Source organism: Georgenia sp. Z2081, assembly GCF_055326445.1.
Genome location: NZ_JBUZNK010000013.1, coordinates 1 through 13449 on the forward strand (window position 1 = coordinate 1; position 13449 = coordinate 13449).

14 protein-coding genes are annotated in these 13449 nt (G+C 75.8%); 7 read left to right on the plus strand and 7 right to left on the minus strand.

The features are described 5' to 3' along the window. Window positions 1-52 precede the first annotated feature (52 nt). The 3 genes from ACZLKG_RS14575 to ACZLKG_RS14585 all read left to right on the plus strand — a co-directional run bounded on the left by ACZLKG_RS14575 (window position 53) and on the right by ACZLKG_RS14585 (window position 2465). Window positions 53-280 (plus strand): hypothetical protein, encoded by a 228-nt coding sequence (locus ACZLKG_RS14575; protein WP_463648474.1) that lies wholly within the window; start codon window positions 53-55, stop codon window positions 278-280. Window positions 281-315: 35 nt separating this feature from the next. Continuing rightward, window positions 316-1293: a transposase gene (locus ACZLKG_RS14580; RefSeq protein ID WP_463649110.1), complete on the plus strand. Its 978-nt coding sequence runs from the start codon at window positions 316-318 to the stop codon at window positions 1291-1293. A gap of 281 nt (window positions 1294-1574) precedes the next feature. Beyond that, complete coding sequence (locus tag ACZLKG_RS14585; RefSeq protein WP_463649111.1) at window positions 1575-2465, plus strand: hypothetical protein; 891 nt, start codon at window positions 1575-1577, stop codon at window positions 2463-2465. 24 nt (window positions 2466-2489) lie between these two features. Here ACZLKG_RS14585 and ACZLKG_RS14590 read toward each other — a convergent pair whose 3' ends face one another. Together ACZLKG_RS14590 and ACZLKG_RS14595 are read right to left on the minus strand one after the other, a co-directional pair. Continuing rightward, window positions 2490-2702 carry a Trm112 family protein gene (locus ACZLKG_RS14590; RefSeq protein ID WP_463649165.1) on the minus strand — a complete coding sequence of 71 codons (213 nt, stop codon included), beginning with the start codon at window positions 2700-2702 and terminating at the stop codon, window positions 2490-2492. An 86-nt stretch (window positions 2703-2788) separates the two neighbouring features. Next, window positions 2789-3232, minus strand: coding sequence for a DUF3499 domain-containing protein (locus ACZLKG_RS14595; protein ID WP_425709177.1), 444 nt, complete (start codon window positions 3230-3232; stop codon window positions 2789-2791). 173 nt (window positions 3233-3405) lie between these two features. Here ACZLKG_RS14595 and ACZLKG_RS14600 point away from each other — a divergent pair, with 173 nt between their 5' ends. Continuing rightward, window positions 3406-3846, plus strand: a complete 441-nt coding sequence (locus tag ACZLKG_RS14600; RefSeq protein ID WP_463649166.1) for a metallopeptidase family protein — start codon at window positions 3406-3408, stop codon at window positions 3844-3846. Window positions 3847-3892: 46 nt separating this feature from the next. On the opposite strand, the gene ACZLKG_RS14605 is transcribed toward ACZLKG_RS14600, so the two are convergent. From ACZLKG_RS14605 to ACZLKG_RS14615, 3 genes are read right to left on the minus strand one after another with little or no spacing between them, the layout of a single operon-like run. Further along, the gene (locus tag ACZLKG_RS14605) at window positions 3893-5458 is read right to left on the minus strand and encodes a DUF5719 family protein (protein WP_463649112.1); all 1566 of its coding nucleotides are present in this window, start codon (window positions 5456-5458) and stop codon (window positions 3893-3895) included. Beyond that, window positions 5455-9084, minus strand: a complete 3630-nt coding sequence (locus ACZLKG_RS14610) for a glycosyltransferase (protein WP_463649113.1) — start codon at window positions 9082-9084, stop codon at window positions 5455-5457. Before ACZLKG_RS14610 ends, ACZLKG_RS14605 begins: the two co-directional genes overlap by 4 nt. Window positions 9085-9087: 3 nt before the next feature. Then, entirely contained in the window at window positions 9088-9399 is a 312-nt protein-coding gene (locus ACZLKG_RS14615) for a WhiB family transcriptional regulator (protein WP_425709181.1), read from the minus strand. Between the two features lie 127 nt (window positions 9400-9526). Between ACZLKG_RS14615 and ACZLKG_RS14620 the strand changes: the two genes are divergently transcribed. From ACZLKG_RS14620 to ACZLKG_RS14630, 3 genes are all read left to right on the plus strand, one after another. Further along, window positions 9527-10225, plus strand: coding sequence for a TIGR03089 family protein (locus ACZLKG_RS14620; RefSeq protein WP_463649114.1), 699 nt, complete (start codon window positions 9527-9529; stop codon window positions 10223-10225). Window positions 10226-10229: 4 nt separating this feature from the next. Beyond that, complete coding sequence (rfbA, locus tag ACZLKG_RS14625; RefSeq protein WP_463649115.1) at window positions 10230-11099, plus strand: glucose-1-phosphate thymidylyltransferase RfbA; 870 nt, start codon at window positions 10230-10232, stop codon at window positions 11097-11099. 92 nt (window positions 11100-11191) lie between these two features. Beyond that, a complete protein-coding gene (locus ACZLKG_RS14630) occupies window positions 11192-12028 on the plus strand; it encodes a hypothetical protein (protein WP_463649116.1) in 837 nt (278 codons plus the stop codon). A 24-nt stretch (window positions 12029-12052) separates the two neighbouring features. On the opposite strand, the gene ACZLKG_RS14635 is transcribed toward ACZLKG_RS14630, so the two are convergent. Together ACZLKG_RS14635 and rfbD are read right to left on the minus strand one after the other, a co-directional pair. Then, complete coding sequence (locus ACZLKG_RS14635; RefSeq protein WP_425709185.1) at window positions 12053-12469, minus strand: hypothetical protein; 417 nt, start codon at window positions 12467-12469, stop codon at window positions 12053-12055. 15 nt (window positions 12470-12484) lie between these two features. Then, window positions 12485-13333, minus strand: a complete 849-nt coding sequence (rfbD, locus tag ACZLKG_RS14640) for a dTDP-4-dehydrorhamnose reductase (RefSeq protein WP_463649117.1) — start codon at window positions 13331-13333, stop codon at window positions 12485-12487. Window positions 13334-13449 lie beyond the last annotated feature (116 nt).

The following is a 13449-nucleotide window of genomic DNA, read 5'->3' on the forward strand; positions in this document are numbered from 1 at the left end:
TAATGCTGGCCTGCTGGAGCCCAACAGCGAGAAGAAGGCGAGCAGGCTCTATATGACGCGTAACGACCGGGCGGAACTGATCCGTCTGCAGCAGGAGAACGCCCAGCTCAAAGCTGATCTCGAGCAGGCCGAGAACACGGTCGAGGTCCTGGGAAAAGCATCCGCGCTCTTGGAGTCCCTGGCCAAGAGCGCGGCACCGGGGAACGTGGACAGCGCCCAGCCACCGAGCCAGGAGCCCAAGCAGGAGGAGACGGATTCGCAGCAGCGGTACAACGCATAAGAACCGATCTGGTCGCCGAGCTGCGCAAGATCAAGGTGAAGATCAACCGGGCCTGCTATCTCGCGGGATACCCCAGGGCGTCGTACTACCGGCACCACATCAGCCCGCCGCGGCCGATGCGGGCACGCATCCCGCAGCGTGACCGGCCCCAGCCCGCAGCGCTCAGCGAGGACGAACGCGACCAGGTGCGAGAGGTCCTGGGCAGCCAGGAGTACGCGGACCTGTCGGTCTCCCAGGTGTTCTACCGCCACCTCGATACCGGCCGCTACATCGCCTCACGTTCGTCGTGGTACCGGATCGCGCGGGATCATGCTCTGGTCGGGGACCGGCGCCGGGTCGCCCGGGCCAACCCGAAGACGATCCCTGAGCTGAGCGCGAGCGCGGTCGGTCAGGTCTGGTCCTGGGACATCACCAAGCTCAAAGGACCCCGCCGGGGGCAGTGGTGGAACCTCTACGTCATCGTCGACATCTACTCCCGGTACGTCACCGGCTGGTCGATCCACCCCGTCGAGAGCGGGGACCTGGCACGAGACCTCATCCAGAAGGCCTGCCAGGACAACGGCGGCCCGCCGGACTTCCTTCACTCCGACAACGGTCACCCGATGGTCTCCACGCCGGTGTCCGGCCTGGCCCGTCTGCTCGGGGTCGATCTGTCGTTCTCCCGCCCGAAGGTCTCCAACGACAACCCCTACTCCGAGGCCTTGTTCAAGACCGTGAAGTACGACCTCGCCTTTCCCATCGAGTTCGACTCGATCGAGACCGCGACCCGGTACTGCGAGCAGTTCTTCACCGCTTACAACACCACCCACCGTCATTCCGGGATCGGATTCCACACCCCGTTCGATGTCCACCACGCGCGCACCACCCGCATCGATCAGATCAGGCAGCACGCCCTGGACACCGCCTACCGCACGCACCCCGAACGATTCACCCACCGACCCCGACCACCACGCCTACCCCCACACGCACACATCAACGGAAAACCCACCACCACCCTGTCTCACACAGGTTGACAACTACCGCATCGAGCTCGAGCCGGTGAGCAGCCACCCGAGGAACTTCGCCACGGCGATGCCGAGGTTCGCGACGAGCGCGGTGACGATGGACTTCATGCCGGATCCTGCGGCCATGGTCTTCCGTTCGTGGCTGGGCGTGTCGCCGAGACGGCACCGAGCGGCACGAGTGTAGGACTCCGTCGTGCCACCGCCGCACAGGGTGCGAGCCTGGTCACATGGGCTGAACTCCCCGGCCGTCACGCTCGACTCGACGGTGCACCGTCCAGCATGGTGTGCGCATGCGCTCCATGCCGCGGGTCGTCGTCGTGCCTGCGGGCATGCTTGCGCTCGCCCTGACGCTCGGCGCCTGCTCGGACGGGCCGTCGGTCAGCTCGCAGGCTCCCTACGCGCCGCCGCCCGCCACCTCTGCCCCCTCGGGCCCGGACGACGTCCCGAGCGACGAGGCCGACCCCGGCACCGGCGAGGAGACCCCCTCGGAGGGTCCCTCCGACGACACGGCCGAGGACCCCTCCGAGCAGGAGAGCGGCACCGACCGGCCCTCGGACGACCCCGACGACACCGACGAGGACCCGACCGGCGGCGCGGCTCCCACCGAGAGCCCGACGACGCCGCCGCCCGCGCCCGACGAGCCGACGGAGCCCACCACCGAGACCCCGACGACCGGGGACCCGGACGACCCCGACGACGCCCGCCCCGGCGGGGACGACATCCGTGCGGCCGCGGACGCCGCCCGGAACGTCTACCCGGGCTCGGTCCTCATCTCCGTCGTCCACCTCGACGACAACTCCGGGCAGACACCGCCGCCGGACACCGGATTCGTCGTCGTCCTCGTCGCCGGCCCCGACCGGGTCGAGGTCACCCTCGATGCCGGGTACCGCGTGACCGGGGAGAACGCGACTCCCGCGGACGACGCGCTCCTCGCGCTCTCGCAGGAGAGCGTCATCGACGCCGGCCGCGCCATCGACCGGGCCGCCGCCCAGGGGATCCTCGACGGCAAGGTCGTGCGGAGCATCGAGCTCGTCGACTTCTCCGGCTCCCTGACCTGGGACATCCACGTCTTCGGCACGTCGGAGCGCGTGGCCTCCATCGACGCCGGCGGTGGCGACAGCGAGTCGTCGTCGCAGGAGAGCGTCACGACCGACCCCGCGGCCGAGAGCACGACCGACTGACGCTCGGGCGGGCCGGCGATCGGTCTACGGACGCAGTGCCCGCGCCTCGCCCTCGAGCAGCACCGGGACGCCGTCGCGCACCGGGTACGCCAGGCCCGAGTCGGCCGAGCGCAGCTCCGGGGTGCCGTCCGGGGCGACGTCGTCGGTGAGCTCGCCCCCGCTGACGGGACACCTCAGCAGCGCCCGCACCCACGGCTCGAGCCCTCCGCCGCCGACGGACGCGCCGTCGGCGCGCACCGCGCGGACGGGCTCCTCGGGGCCGGCGTGCTCGTCCTGGACGACGGGCGCGTCCGCGCGGGCGTGGCGCGGGCCATGGTCCTCGCTCATCTCGGCTCACTCTCGTCCGTGGTGGTGTCGTCGCCGCCGCGCAGGAGGCGCAGGTGCCCGCGGCGGGTGATCTCGTGCTCGCGCGCGGGCGGCTCGCCCGTCACCGGGGCCGGCGTCCCGCGGCGCACGGCGACGGCCCGCTCGGCCGGCCGGTGCTCGCGCGGCCCGCGCCTCGCGGCGGCCCGGACGGCGTCGGCGAGGGCCTCGATGTCGTCCGACGACGGCGGGGCGGCCTCGAAGGACGTGCTCAGCCGGACGACGTCCCAGCCGCGCGGCACGGACAGCCGACCGGCGTGCACGTCGCACAGGTCGTAGGCGTGGGGCTCCGGCGTGGCCGAGAGCGGGCCGAGCACGGCGGTGGAGTCGGCGTAGACGTAGGTGAGGGTGGCCGCGGCCGAGCGGGTGCACGACGGCTTGGTGCACTGGCGGACGGCTCTCACACCGGTCGACGCTACCTGGTCCGGGGCGCCGGGCGCGGGCGGGCGCGGCGTTCCCTGCGCCACTGTCCCCGTGCCGGCCCGCCCGTACCGACCTGCCCGTACCACCGCGTCGCGGCGCGCCGACCTAGGATCGAGGCGTGCCCGAGTCGACGAGCCCTCCGGCGGGCCCGCAGCTGCCTGCGCTCCCCGCGCGCCGCGACGGCCGGCGCCGGGACCGCCACGGCAGGGGGCCGCGCGGCCCCCTGCTGCCGTGGCAGCTGCCGGGCTGGCGCACCCGCGCCGACCGGTTCGACGACCTCCTGCTCGACGCCGTCGAACGCCTGGAGGCGGGCTGGGCGGACGAGCTCGCGGGCGTGGAGATCGCGGTGGAGGACGTGCCGCCGTCGGACCCGGCGCCGTGGGAGCACCGGGCGATCGCCCTGGGTCGTTACTACCCCGGCGACCGGGCCGCCGGTCTGCCCCGCCGGATCGTCGTCTACCGGCGCCCGGTGGAGTCGCGCGCGGCCGACGCGCAGGACCTGGGCGACCTCGTCACCGCCGCGCTGGTCGAGCAGGTCGCCGCGATGCTCGGCCGTTCGCCCGGCGAGATCGATCCGGACCAGCCGGGCACCTGACGCCCCGGTTCCCGGCCCGGCCGCCGGGGCGGCGCCGGCGGCGGCGTCACCGCAGGAGGACGTCGACCTGTCCGGCCGCGCGCGCGTCGGGGACGGCGCCCAGCACGCCGACGAGGCGGCCCGTGGGCACCTCGGCGTCGAGGAGCACGGCCGAGAGCACGCCCCCGACGTCGGCCGGGTCGTCCGCCGGGTCCTCCCCCGCGGCGCCGACGGGCTCGGCCGTGACGCGCACGGCCGTGGCGCCCTCGGGGGCGGGCAGGAGCTCCGTGGTGCCCGCGGCGACCTCGACCTCCTCGCCCCGCCCCGTACGGGCGAGGTCCCGCACCGAGACGCGCTGCGGAGCGTCGCCGGGGTTCGTCACGGCCACGCGGGACCGCACGTCGAGCGCCGCGTCCGGCAGGACGTGCTCCGCCGAGCGCGCCGGCTCCCCGGCACCGGTCCAGGCGAGATCGACCGCGAGGTCCCCGCTGCCCTCCGGCGCGGTGGCCTCCTGGGCGGTGACGGCAGCAGCGGCGACGGCGCCGTCGGCACGCACGCGCACCCCGTGGATCCCGTCCTCCACGCCGGTGAGTGGGACGTCGAGGACCACGCCCGGGTCGAGGACGACCTCCTCGGCCCCGCCGAGCGGCGCCCAGCCGCCGGCGGTGGTGAGCTCGATCGAGGCGGTGACCTGCTCGTCGTCGGGGTTGACGAGGCGGACGCTCCCCACGGCCCCCGGGGCCACCTCCACGGCCGGGACGAGGACCTCGTCGTCGGGCCCCGCGCCCGCGGTGACGATGTCGAGCCCGGCCGACGCCAGCCCCTGCGTGCGCAGGTCCTCCAGCGAGGCGACGACGCGGCCCCCTCGCCCGTCGACGCGCAGGGCGAGCGCCGGGGTCTCGACGGAGGCCTCGACGGGCACGGCGACGGTCGACCGCGCCGGGACGACGAGGTCGCTCAGCGCGGGTGCGTCGACGACCCCGACGGCCGTGTGGACCGTGACGTCCGCCGTCACCGGCACGGGTCCCGGGTTGGTGAGGCTGAGCCGCGCCGTCGACCCGAGCTCCGTGGAGCCGCCGACGAGCCAGGCGGACGACGCGGGGGCCTGGCAGGTCGACGCGGCGATCCCGCGCAGGTCGCCGGCGTCGGTGCGCACGACCACGGCGCCGCCGCCGCTGCCCGGCACGGTCTCCCCGTCCTCCTCGACGGGGGCGATCGTGAGGACGCCGGGGTCCGCCGACGCGGTGGCCAGGGTGCGCACGGCGGAGTCGCCGGCGGCCACCTGGTCGAGCTCGACCTCCTCGCCCGCGCCGGAGTCCTGCGCCCACCACGCGCGGGCGACCGGGGCCCCGCCCACCGTCCAGGCGTGGAGCTGGGTGGTCGAGCGCACCGTGCGGTCGCCCTCGTCCTGCTCGGGGTCGGCGGGCCCGGTGTCCTCGGTCGTGGGCACGGGCACGGGTGCGCACACGAGCGGGGTCTCGGCCGCCGGCAGCGCCACGGTCGTCGCCCCTGGCGCCTCCTGGTCGGGCACCGGCAGGACGCTGCCCGCCCACAGCGCGCCCGCCGTCAGGCCCAGCACGGCCACGGCTCCGACGGCGGCGCCCGTGGCCCGCACGGCTGTCCCTCGGCTCACCACTCCTCCTCCCGGCGCACGCGCAGGGGCAGCGCGAGGAGCGCCACGACCCCCAGCACGACCGCCTGGCCCGCACCCATCCACACCGACCACGACTCCCGGTGCGTGACGACCAGCTCCCCACCCGCGCCGGCCGGCACGGTGAACGCCTGGAACCCCTCCCGCTCGACCGGGGCGAGCGGGGCTCCGTCGAGGGTGGCCTCCCAGCCCTCGTCCGCGGTCTCGGCGAGCACGAGCACGCGCTCGGCCTGACCGGCGTCGATCGTCGTGGTCACGTCGATCGCCTCGGCCGCCACGTCGGTGACGGCACCGCCGGCGTCCAGCCCCGACGGGCCGTCCCCGGCCGTGTCCGCAGCCGTGCCTGCCTCGGGCCCGCTCTCCTCGACGAGCCGGGCCCGCGCGACCGACGTGGCGCTTCCCTCCACCGCCGGGTCGCGGGACAGGCGCAGCACGGCGCCGGAGTCGTCGTCGGTGATGATCTCGAGACCGGGCACGGACTGCAGGCGGGCGACGAGCGCCGCGCGGTCCGCGTCGGTGCCGCCCGGGAGCGGCTCCGGGTCCACGACGACGACGCCGACGGCGTGGTGGGACAGCTCCTCGACCGCGCCGGGCCGGCCGCCGTCGGTGAGCAGGGCGACGGCGCGCGCGAGGTCCTGCTCGAGCGCCCCGGTCGCGGTCCCGAGCCGGACGGCGGCGGCCGCGTCCGCCTGGCGCCTGCCGTCGCCGCGCCAGACCTCGGCGGCGACCTCGTCGCTGCCGGCGCGCAGGTGGAGCACCCGCGAGCGCTGGCCGGAGCTCTGCTGCTCGACCGACAGCGCCGGGACGGCGCTCCCGGCGCGGGGGGCGAGCTCGCTCCAGGTGCCCGACGACGCCACCCACGTGCCCACCGAGGCGAGTGGGACGAGCACGAGGGCGACGGCGCCGAGTGCTGCGAGGCCCTGGCGCAGACCGAGCTCGGTGCCGGAGAGGGCCTCCGGGATGCCGTCTGCCGCGGCGGCCACGGCGATCAGGAGGCCGAGCAGCGCCAGCGAGACGCCGGGCCCGGCCCACCCGGTGAGCGCGGCGCCGTCGGCGACGCCGCCCGGGACGCGGGTGGTCGCGGCGGCGGTGGCGAGGCCGACCGCCGCGACGAGCCAGCCGGCGCGGACCGCCCGGGCCCGGCCCAGGCGTAGCAGGGCGAGCAGGGCGAGGACGAGCAGGACCGCGCCGGGCACGAGCATCAGCAGGTCGCGCCACGGCAGGTCGAGCAGACCGGGCAGATCGGCGAGCGCGGTCGGCGCTCCGCCCGGCAGGTCCCGCGGCAGGCCGAGCAGGGCGAGCCAGGTGGGTCCGGGGTCGGACGGCAGGCCGTGGCCGGGGTCCGCGACGGCGACGGCGAGCGGGCCGCGCTCGAGCGCGGTGACGATCGTCGGCGCGAGCAGGGCCAGCGCCGGCACGGGCACGAGCAGGAGGAGCCCCCGGCGGCGCGGGACGAGCGGGGCCAGCAGGATCAGGGTGAGCGCCGCGGCGGGCAGGAGGATCGGCGCCCCGGCGCTCGCGAGCGCGAGCGCGAGCCCGGCACCCGCGGCGCCCGTGATCGCTCCCGCCCGGGTGGTGCGGCGGCTGCGGGCGGGGGGTGCGTCGTCGTGCAGGGGTGCGCCGTCGTCCCGGCGGGCGTCGACCATGCCGGAGCGGACGACGTCGCGGCGCCGCACACCGGCGATCCACGTGATGCCCAGGGCGACGAGCGGGAGGACGACGTGGGCGAGCACCGCGCCGAGCCGCCCCTGCCCGAGCGCGAGCCACAGCGTCGGTGCGGCGGCCCAGGCCAGGGCGGCCACGGCGCGCACGAGGAGGGAGCGGGTCGCGGCGCCGGCGGCGGCCCAGGCCGTGAGAGCGGCGGCGGGCACGGCCAGCAGCACGGTCAGGGTGGCGACCCAGGCCGGCGAGAGCCCGACGAGGCCGACCACCCGGGCGGCCGCGGCGACGACGGTGGCCAGCGGGTCGGCCGGGCCGGGTGCGCCGACCCCGGCGTCGACCCAGGTCGAGCGCGCGGTCGTCCACAGCTCGCCGGCGGACCGGCCCAGGTGGGCGAGCGCCCCGCCGACGGGCTGGCCGCCCCCCACGAGCGGCAGCACGAAGGGCAGCGCGACGGTGAGCGCGACGACCAGCACCAGGCCGAGGGTGACCCGGCGCCTGCGGCCGAGCTCGGCGCGCTCGGCCAGCTCGAGCTCCGAGGGCGCCTCGGCGAGCCGACGGGCAGTCGTCATCTGGCGCCGGACGGCGCGGCGGGCGGAGCGCACGTCGCCCGGGGAGGCCTCGAGCTCGCGCAGCGCGGCGCGCGAACCCCGGCCGGCGGCGGCGATCCGGCGCCGGCCGGCGGACACCCTGCCGAGACGCCCGAGCAGCCTGGTGACGGAGGAGAGCTCCGCGAGCGCCAGCGGGGTGTCCTTGCCGAGCAGTCGCCACACGGCGCGCAGCGGGCCGAGGAGGACGTACCCGAGGGCGAGCAGCGGCCATGCGCCGCGGGCGGCGAGGAGCGCGTTGTAGAGCTGGGCAGTGCGGCGGGCGGAGAAGGAGCGGGCCGGGTGTCCGCGGCGGGCGCCGGCTCCGGCGGCGCCGGCCTCGTCCGGCCCGCCGGTCCCGGCGGCGTCCAGATCGGCGTCCTCGGCCGGGAGGTCCTCGGCCGCGGCGTCGTCGGCCGACCCGGGTGCCGCGACCCGCACCCCGCCGTGACCGGCGTCGCGCAGCCCCAGGTAGGTGGCTCGACGGTGCAGCACGTGGGCCGTGGGCTCGACGACGACCCGGTAGCCGGCGGCACGCACGCGGCGTGACAGCTCGAGGCCGTCCCCGAACGGGCCGAGCGCCGGGTCGGTGCCGCCGAGCCGGTCCCACACCTCGGAGCCGACGAGCATGCCGGCGGTGCCGACGGCGAGGACGTCCTGGCGGTGGTCGTGCTGACCCTGGTCGATCTCGCGCGGCTCGATGTCCGAGACCCGTCGGGCGCGACGGGTCGCCTGCACCCCGACCTCCAGGAGGCGGCCCGGATCGTCCCAGTCGACCTGCTTGGCGCCGACCACGGCGAGCGAGCGGCCCGCCTCGGCGGCCCGGAGCTGGCGGTCCAGGGCGCGGGGCGCGGGCGCGGAGTCGTCGTGCAGCAGCCACAGCCAGTCGGGGTGCGTCGCGGCACCCGGGTCGAGCACGCCGTCGGTGACGGCACGCATCTCCCCCGTCGTCACCGGCGAGATCTCGCCCGTGGCGGCGCGGAAGCTCGAGCCGGTGGTCGGGGCGGCGCCGGACCCGTTCTCCTTCCGGCCGGCCCGGCGCGCGGCGCGCTCGACGAGCCGGCCGTACGCGTCCAGCCCGGCGCTGACGGCCGCCCCGAAGGTCTCGGCCTCCGGGGCGGTGACCAGCCGGACGCGCGTGGCGTCCTCGAGCCCCGAGCGGTGGACGACCTCGAGGAGCGGCTCGCCGGTGCCGATGTCCCGGCCCGGGGCGGCCACGTCGACGACGAGGACCACCTCGGGGTGGTGGGACTGCCCGGCGACGGCCGAGAGAGTCTGCTCGAGGTAGGGAGTCACCCCGCAGGTGACGACCACGGCGAGCGTCGTCGCGCGCGCGGGTGCTGCGGTGGGGCGCTCGACCACCTGCTAGACGGCGAGGCGCTTGACGCGGCGGCGCTCGCGCTCCGAGAGCCCGCCCCAGATGCCGAACCGCTCGTCGTTCTCCAGCGCGTACTCCAGGCACTCGGCGCGCACGTCGCACGACGAGCACACCCGCTTGGCCTCCCGGGTCGACCCACCCTTCTCGGGGAAGAACGCCTCGGGGTCGGTCTGCGCGCAGAGCGCGCGGTCCTGCCAGGACAGGGGGCCCTCGCCCCCGGTGTCGAGGTGCTCGAGCCCGGAGAGGTCGGTGTCCTCCCAGGACGTGGTCAAGGGTCCGTCACCCAGGATGTTCCACATGATCGTCAATGCTCCTGTCGCCGCCGTTGGCGTGAATTACACCCGTGTCATCCGTGCCCAGTCAAGGGGAGGGAGCAGGATCACGGCGCGTCGCCCGGCGTGTCGCCCGCCGACGTAGCCTGGTCAAGTGCACGATGCCCTGCTGGTCGACGACCACCTCGCCTCGCTCGGGGCGGCGCCCGCCCTCACCGCCTACGGCCCCGAGGGGCGGCTCGAGGTCTCCGGCCGCGTCGCCCGCCAGTGGGCCCAGAAGATCGGGGGCCTCCTGCGCGACGAGCTGGACGCCGAGCCCGGCGACTCCCTGGCGATCGACCTCCCGCCGTCGTGGCGTGCGCCCCTGTGGACGCTCGGCGCCCTCCTGGTGGGTGTCACCCCCGACCTGACCGGCGGCGGATCCGTGCCCGGCACCACCGGTACCGTGGGCTCCCTGGGCGTCGTCACCCACGATCCCACGTCGGCCCTGGCCGGTGGGGCCGCGGTCCTCGCGCTCGCCGCGCCGTCGCTGGCGATGCGGTGGCCGGGCGACCTGCCCTCCGGGAGCCTCGACGCCGCCGCGGAGACCCTCGCCCAGCCCGACGAGCTCGTCCTCCCGCCGTCCCCCGTCGAGGACGACCCGACGCTGGCTCGGGGCCTCGACGTCGGGCGTGGCCTGGCCGCCGGGGCACGTCTCGCGCGCGTGGCGACCGGGACCGCCGAGGACGTCCCGTGGGTGCTCGGCACCTGGCTCGCCCGCGGTTCCGCGGTCCTCCTGGCGCCGGGGACGCGCGCCGAGGAGGCGGCGCGACTCGCCGAGGTGGAGCGGGCGAGCCTGGAGGCGGCAGACTAGGGCGATGCGCGGAATCATCCTGGCCGGCGGCGCCGGCACCCGGCTGCACCCCGTCACCATCGGCGTGAGCAAGCAGATGGTGCCGGTCTACGACAAGCCGATGATCTACTACCCGCTCACCACGCTCATGCTGGCGGGGATCCAGGACATCCTCGTCATCACCACCCCGCACGACCGGGCCCAGTTCGAGCGCCTGCTCGGCGACGGCTCGCAGTTCGGGATCAACCTCGACTACGTGGTCCAGGAGGAGCCCAACGGCCTGGCACAGGCGTTCGTCCTCGGCGCCGACCACGTCGGCACCGACCACGCGGCGCTCGTCCTGGGGGACAACATCTTCTACGGCCCGGGCATGGGCACCCGGCTGCGCCGCAACACCGAGGTCGACGGCGGGGCGGTGTTCGCCTACCACGTGGCCGACCCGACGGCGTACGGGGTCGTCGAGTTCGACGAGGACCGCCGGGCCGTCTCCATCGAGGAGAAGCCGGCGCGGCCGCGCAGCTCCTTCGCCGTGCCGGGCCTGTACTTCTACGACAACGACGTGCTGGAGATCGCGAAGAACCTCGAGCCGTCCGCCCGCGGCGAGTACGAGATCACGGACGTCAACCGCACCTACCTCGAGGCCGGCCGCCTGTCGGTGGAGGTCCTGCCGCGCGGCACCGCCTGGCTCGACACGGGCACGTTCGACTCCCTCGCGGACGCGACCGCGTTCGTCCGCACCGTGGAGGCCCGGCAGGGGCTCAAGGTCGGCTGCCCGGAGGAGGTCGCCTGGCGCATGGGCTTCCTCTCCGACGACGAGCTGCGCGAGCGCGCTGAGCCGCTGCGCAAGTCCGGCTACGGGGAGTACCTGCTCGGCATCATCGAGCGCGGTCGCTGAGGTACGGGCGCCGGGGCGGCGGACGACACGCCTGACGCGCCTCTCCCCCGGTTGTCATGACTATCTCATGACGTCGTGCTGGGATGTCGTTCATGGTGACGACACCTGCGGGACACCTCGAGGCTGCGGCGCCCTCGCCGGCGCGCGTCCCTTCCGCCGATCCGCACGGCGTCGACGAGGTGCGTGGCCCCGCCGGCGACGCGGCGCAGGACCCGACCGACCTCGTCGTCCCGCCGTGGCGACGTGTCGCCGTGGCGATCTCCGTGGTCTCCGTCCTGGTGACGATCGCCAGCTACATCCCCACGCGGTGGACCGGGGGCGGGCTGTTCTACGGCGGCGGCGAGTGGCACCACATCTTCGACGTCGCACTCGAGAGCTCGGTGGCCACCACCTGGTCGACGATGCTCATGACGGCGGGCGCCGTGCTGTGCGGGGTGTGCGCCTGGCTGGTGCGCCGGCAGCGCACCGGGGCCGCCTGGCCCTGGGGGCTGCTCGCGCTCGGGCTCGCCGCGTTCGCCGTGGACGAGGCCTCGAGCCTGCACGAGCGGCTGCCCCTGGTCGTCGACCGGATCGGCATCGACGCCTCGCTGAACTACGTCTGGCTCGTGCTCGGGATCCCGCTGGCGATCGCCGTCGTCGCAGGGGTGGTCGTGTGCGGCCTGCGGCTGCCGCGGACCGCCCGCCGCCTGATGGTCACCGGCATCCTCGTGTTCTTCGCGGGCGCGATCGGCGTGGAGATGCTCACCGGGGAGCTCGTCACGCTCGCGCCGGACGTCCACAACCGTTACCTGTCCGAGCTCATCCACACCGAGGAGCTGCTCGAGCTGATCGGCATCGGCATCGCCGCCTGCGCGCCGCTCAGCGCGCTGCGGGTCACGCCCCGCCGCGCTGACCCGGGCGAGCTGCGGCTCGTCGTCGTCGGGCGCTGACGGCCCTCTGCGCGGGAGCGCGCATCATTGCTGCGCGACCACGCCCACGTCGAGCTGCCCCGGAAAGTCCTCGAACCAGCTCCCGGGCTCGACACTGCAGCGCAGACGGACCGTCATGCCGTGCGCGTCGAGGTTCGCCGGGTGCCCCGGGTGGGCGTCGCAGGGCGGCACAGGGACCCCGTACAGCTCGCCCTCGTCCAGGTAGTTCTGCACGTCGTCGAAGATCGTGGCTGCCGCGTGGCTCGCCGACATGCTCCCGACCAGACTCCGCACGTACTCGAATGGGGCGTCGAGGCGCGGTCCTCCTACGGCGACCCGCACGTCCGGATGGTCACCGGGCGTCGGACCCGCGGCGGACACGGCCACGGTCACACCGACCGAGCGGAACGCCCAGGTCAGGCACACCTCGAGCAGCGCCGTCACCGCCGGGTCGGCGGTCACGCGCCGGGGCACGGCTCAGGCCCCGAGGACCTCGGGGGCGGCCGCCCGCCAGCGGTCCGCCCAGTCGCCGATCGGCTCCACGCCGGCGGCCCGCACCGTCTCGTGCCCGAGCACCGAGTACGCGGGGCGCGGCGCCTTCGCGGGGAACGCGTCCGACGACGTCTCCCCCACCATCGCCGGGTCCTTCCCCAGCGCCTCGACGACGAGCCGCGTGAAGCCGTGCCAGCTCACCTGGCCCGAGCTCGTCGCGTGGTACGTGCCCGGCGCGGCGTCGGCGGTGACGAGCCGGTGGACGAGGTCGGCGACGTCGAGGGTCCAGGTCGGCTGGCCGACCTGGTCGGTGACGACCGACAGCGAGTCGCGCTCGCGGGCCAGGCGCGCCATCGTCCGTGGGAAGCACGACCCGCCCGCGCCGTAGAGCCACGCGGTGCGCACGATCAGCGCGCGCGGGTCCTCGGCGCGCACGGCCCACTCCCCCGCGGCCTTCGTCCGGCCGTAGGCGGAGGCCGGCGCCATGGGCGCGTCGGCCGGGTACGGGGCGCTCGCGACGCCGTCGAACACGTAGTCGGTGGACACCTGGACGGTGCGGGCGCCGGCAGCGGCGGCGGCGCGGGCGACCAGCTGCGGGCCGACCGCGTTGAGCCGGAAGGCCGCGGGCTCGGCGTCCTCGGCGTCGTCCACGGCGGTCCAGGCCGCGCAGTTGACCACCGTGTCGACGTCCCGCACGACCTCGGCCACCAGCGTCGGGTCCGTGATGTCGAGGCCGTCGCGGCCGAGCGGCGTGACGTCCTCGCCCCGCTCGCGCAGCAGGCGGACGAGATCCTGGCCGAGCATCCCGGCCGCCCCGGTGACCATCCAGCGCACGTCGTGCCTCCCTCGGCCCGCCCGGCCCCTCCGCGCGTCGACCACGGCCAGGGTAGTGGCGCGCCGGGCGACTAGGCTGGCCCGGCACGCGGCCCGGCCGGGCCCACCACCCGCGC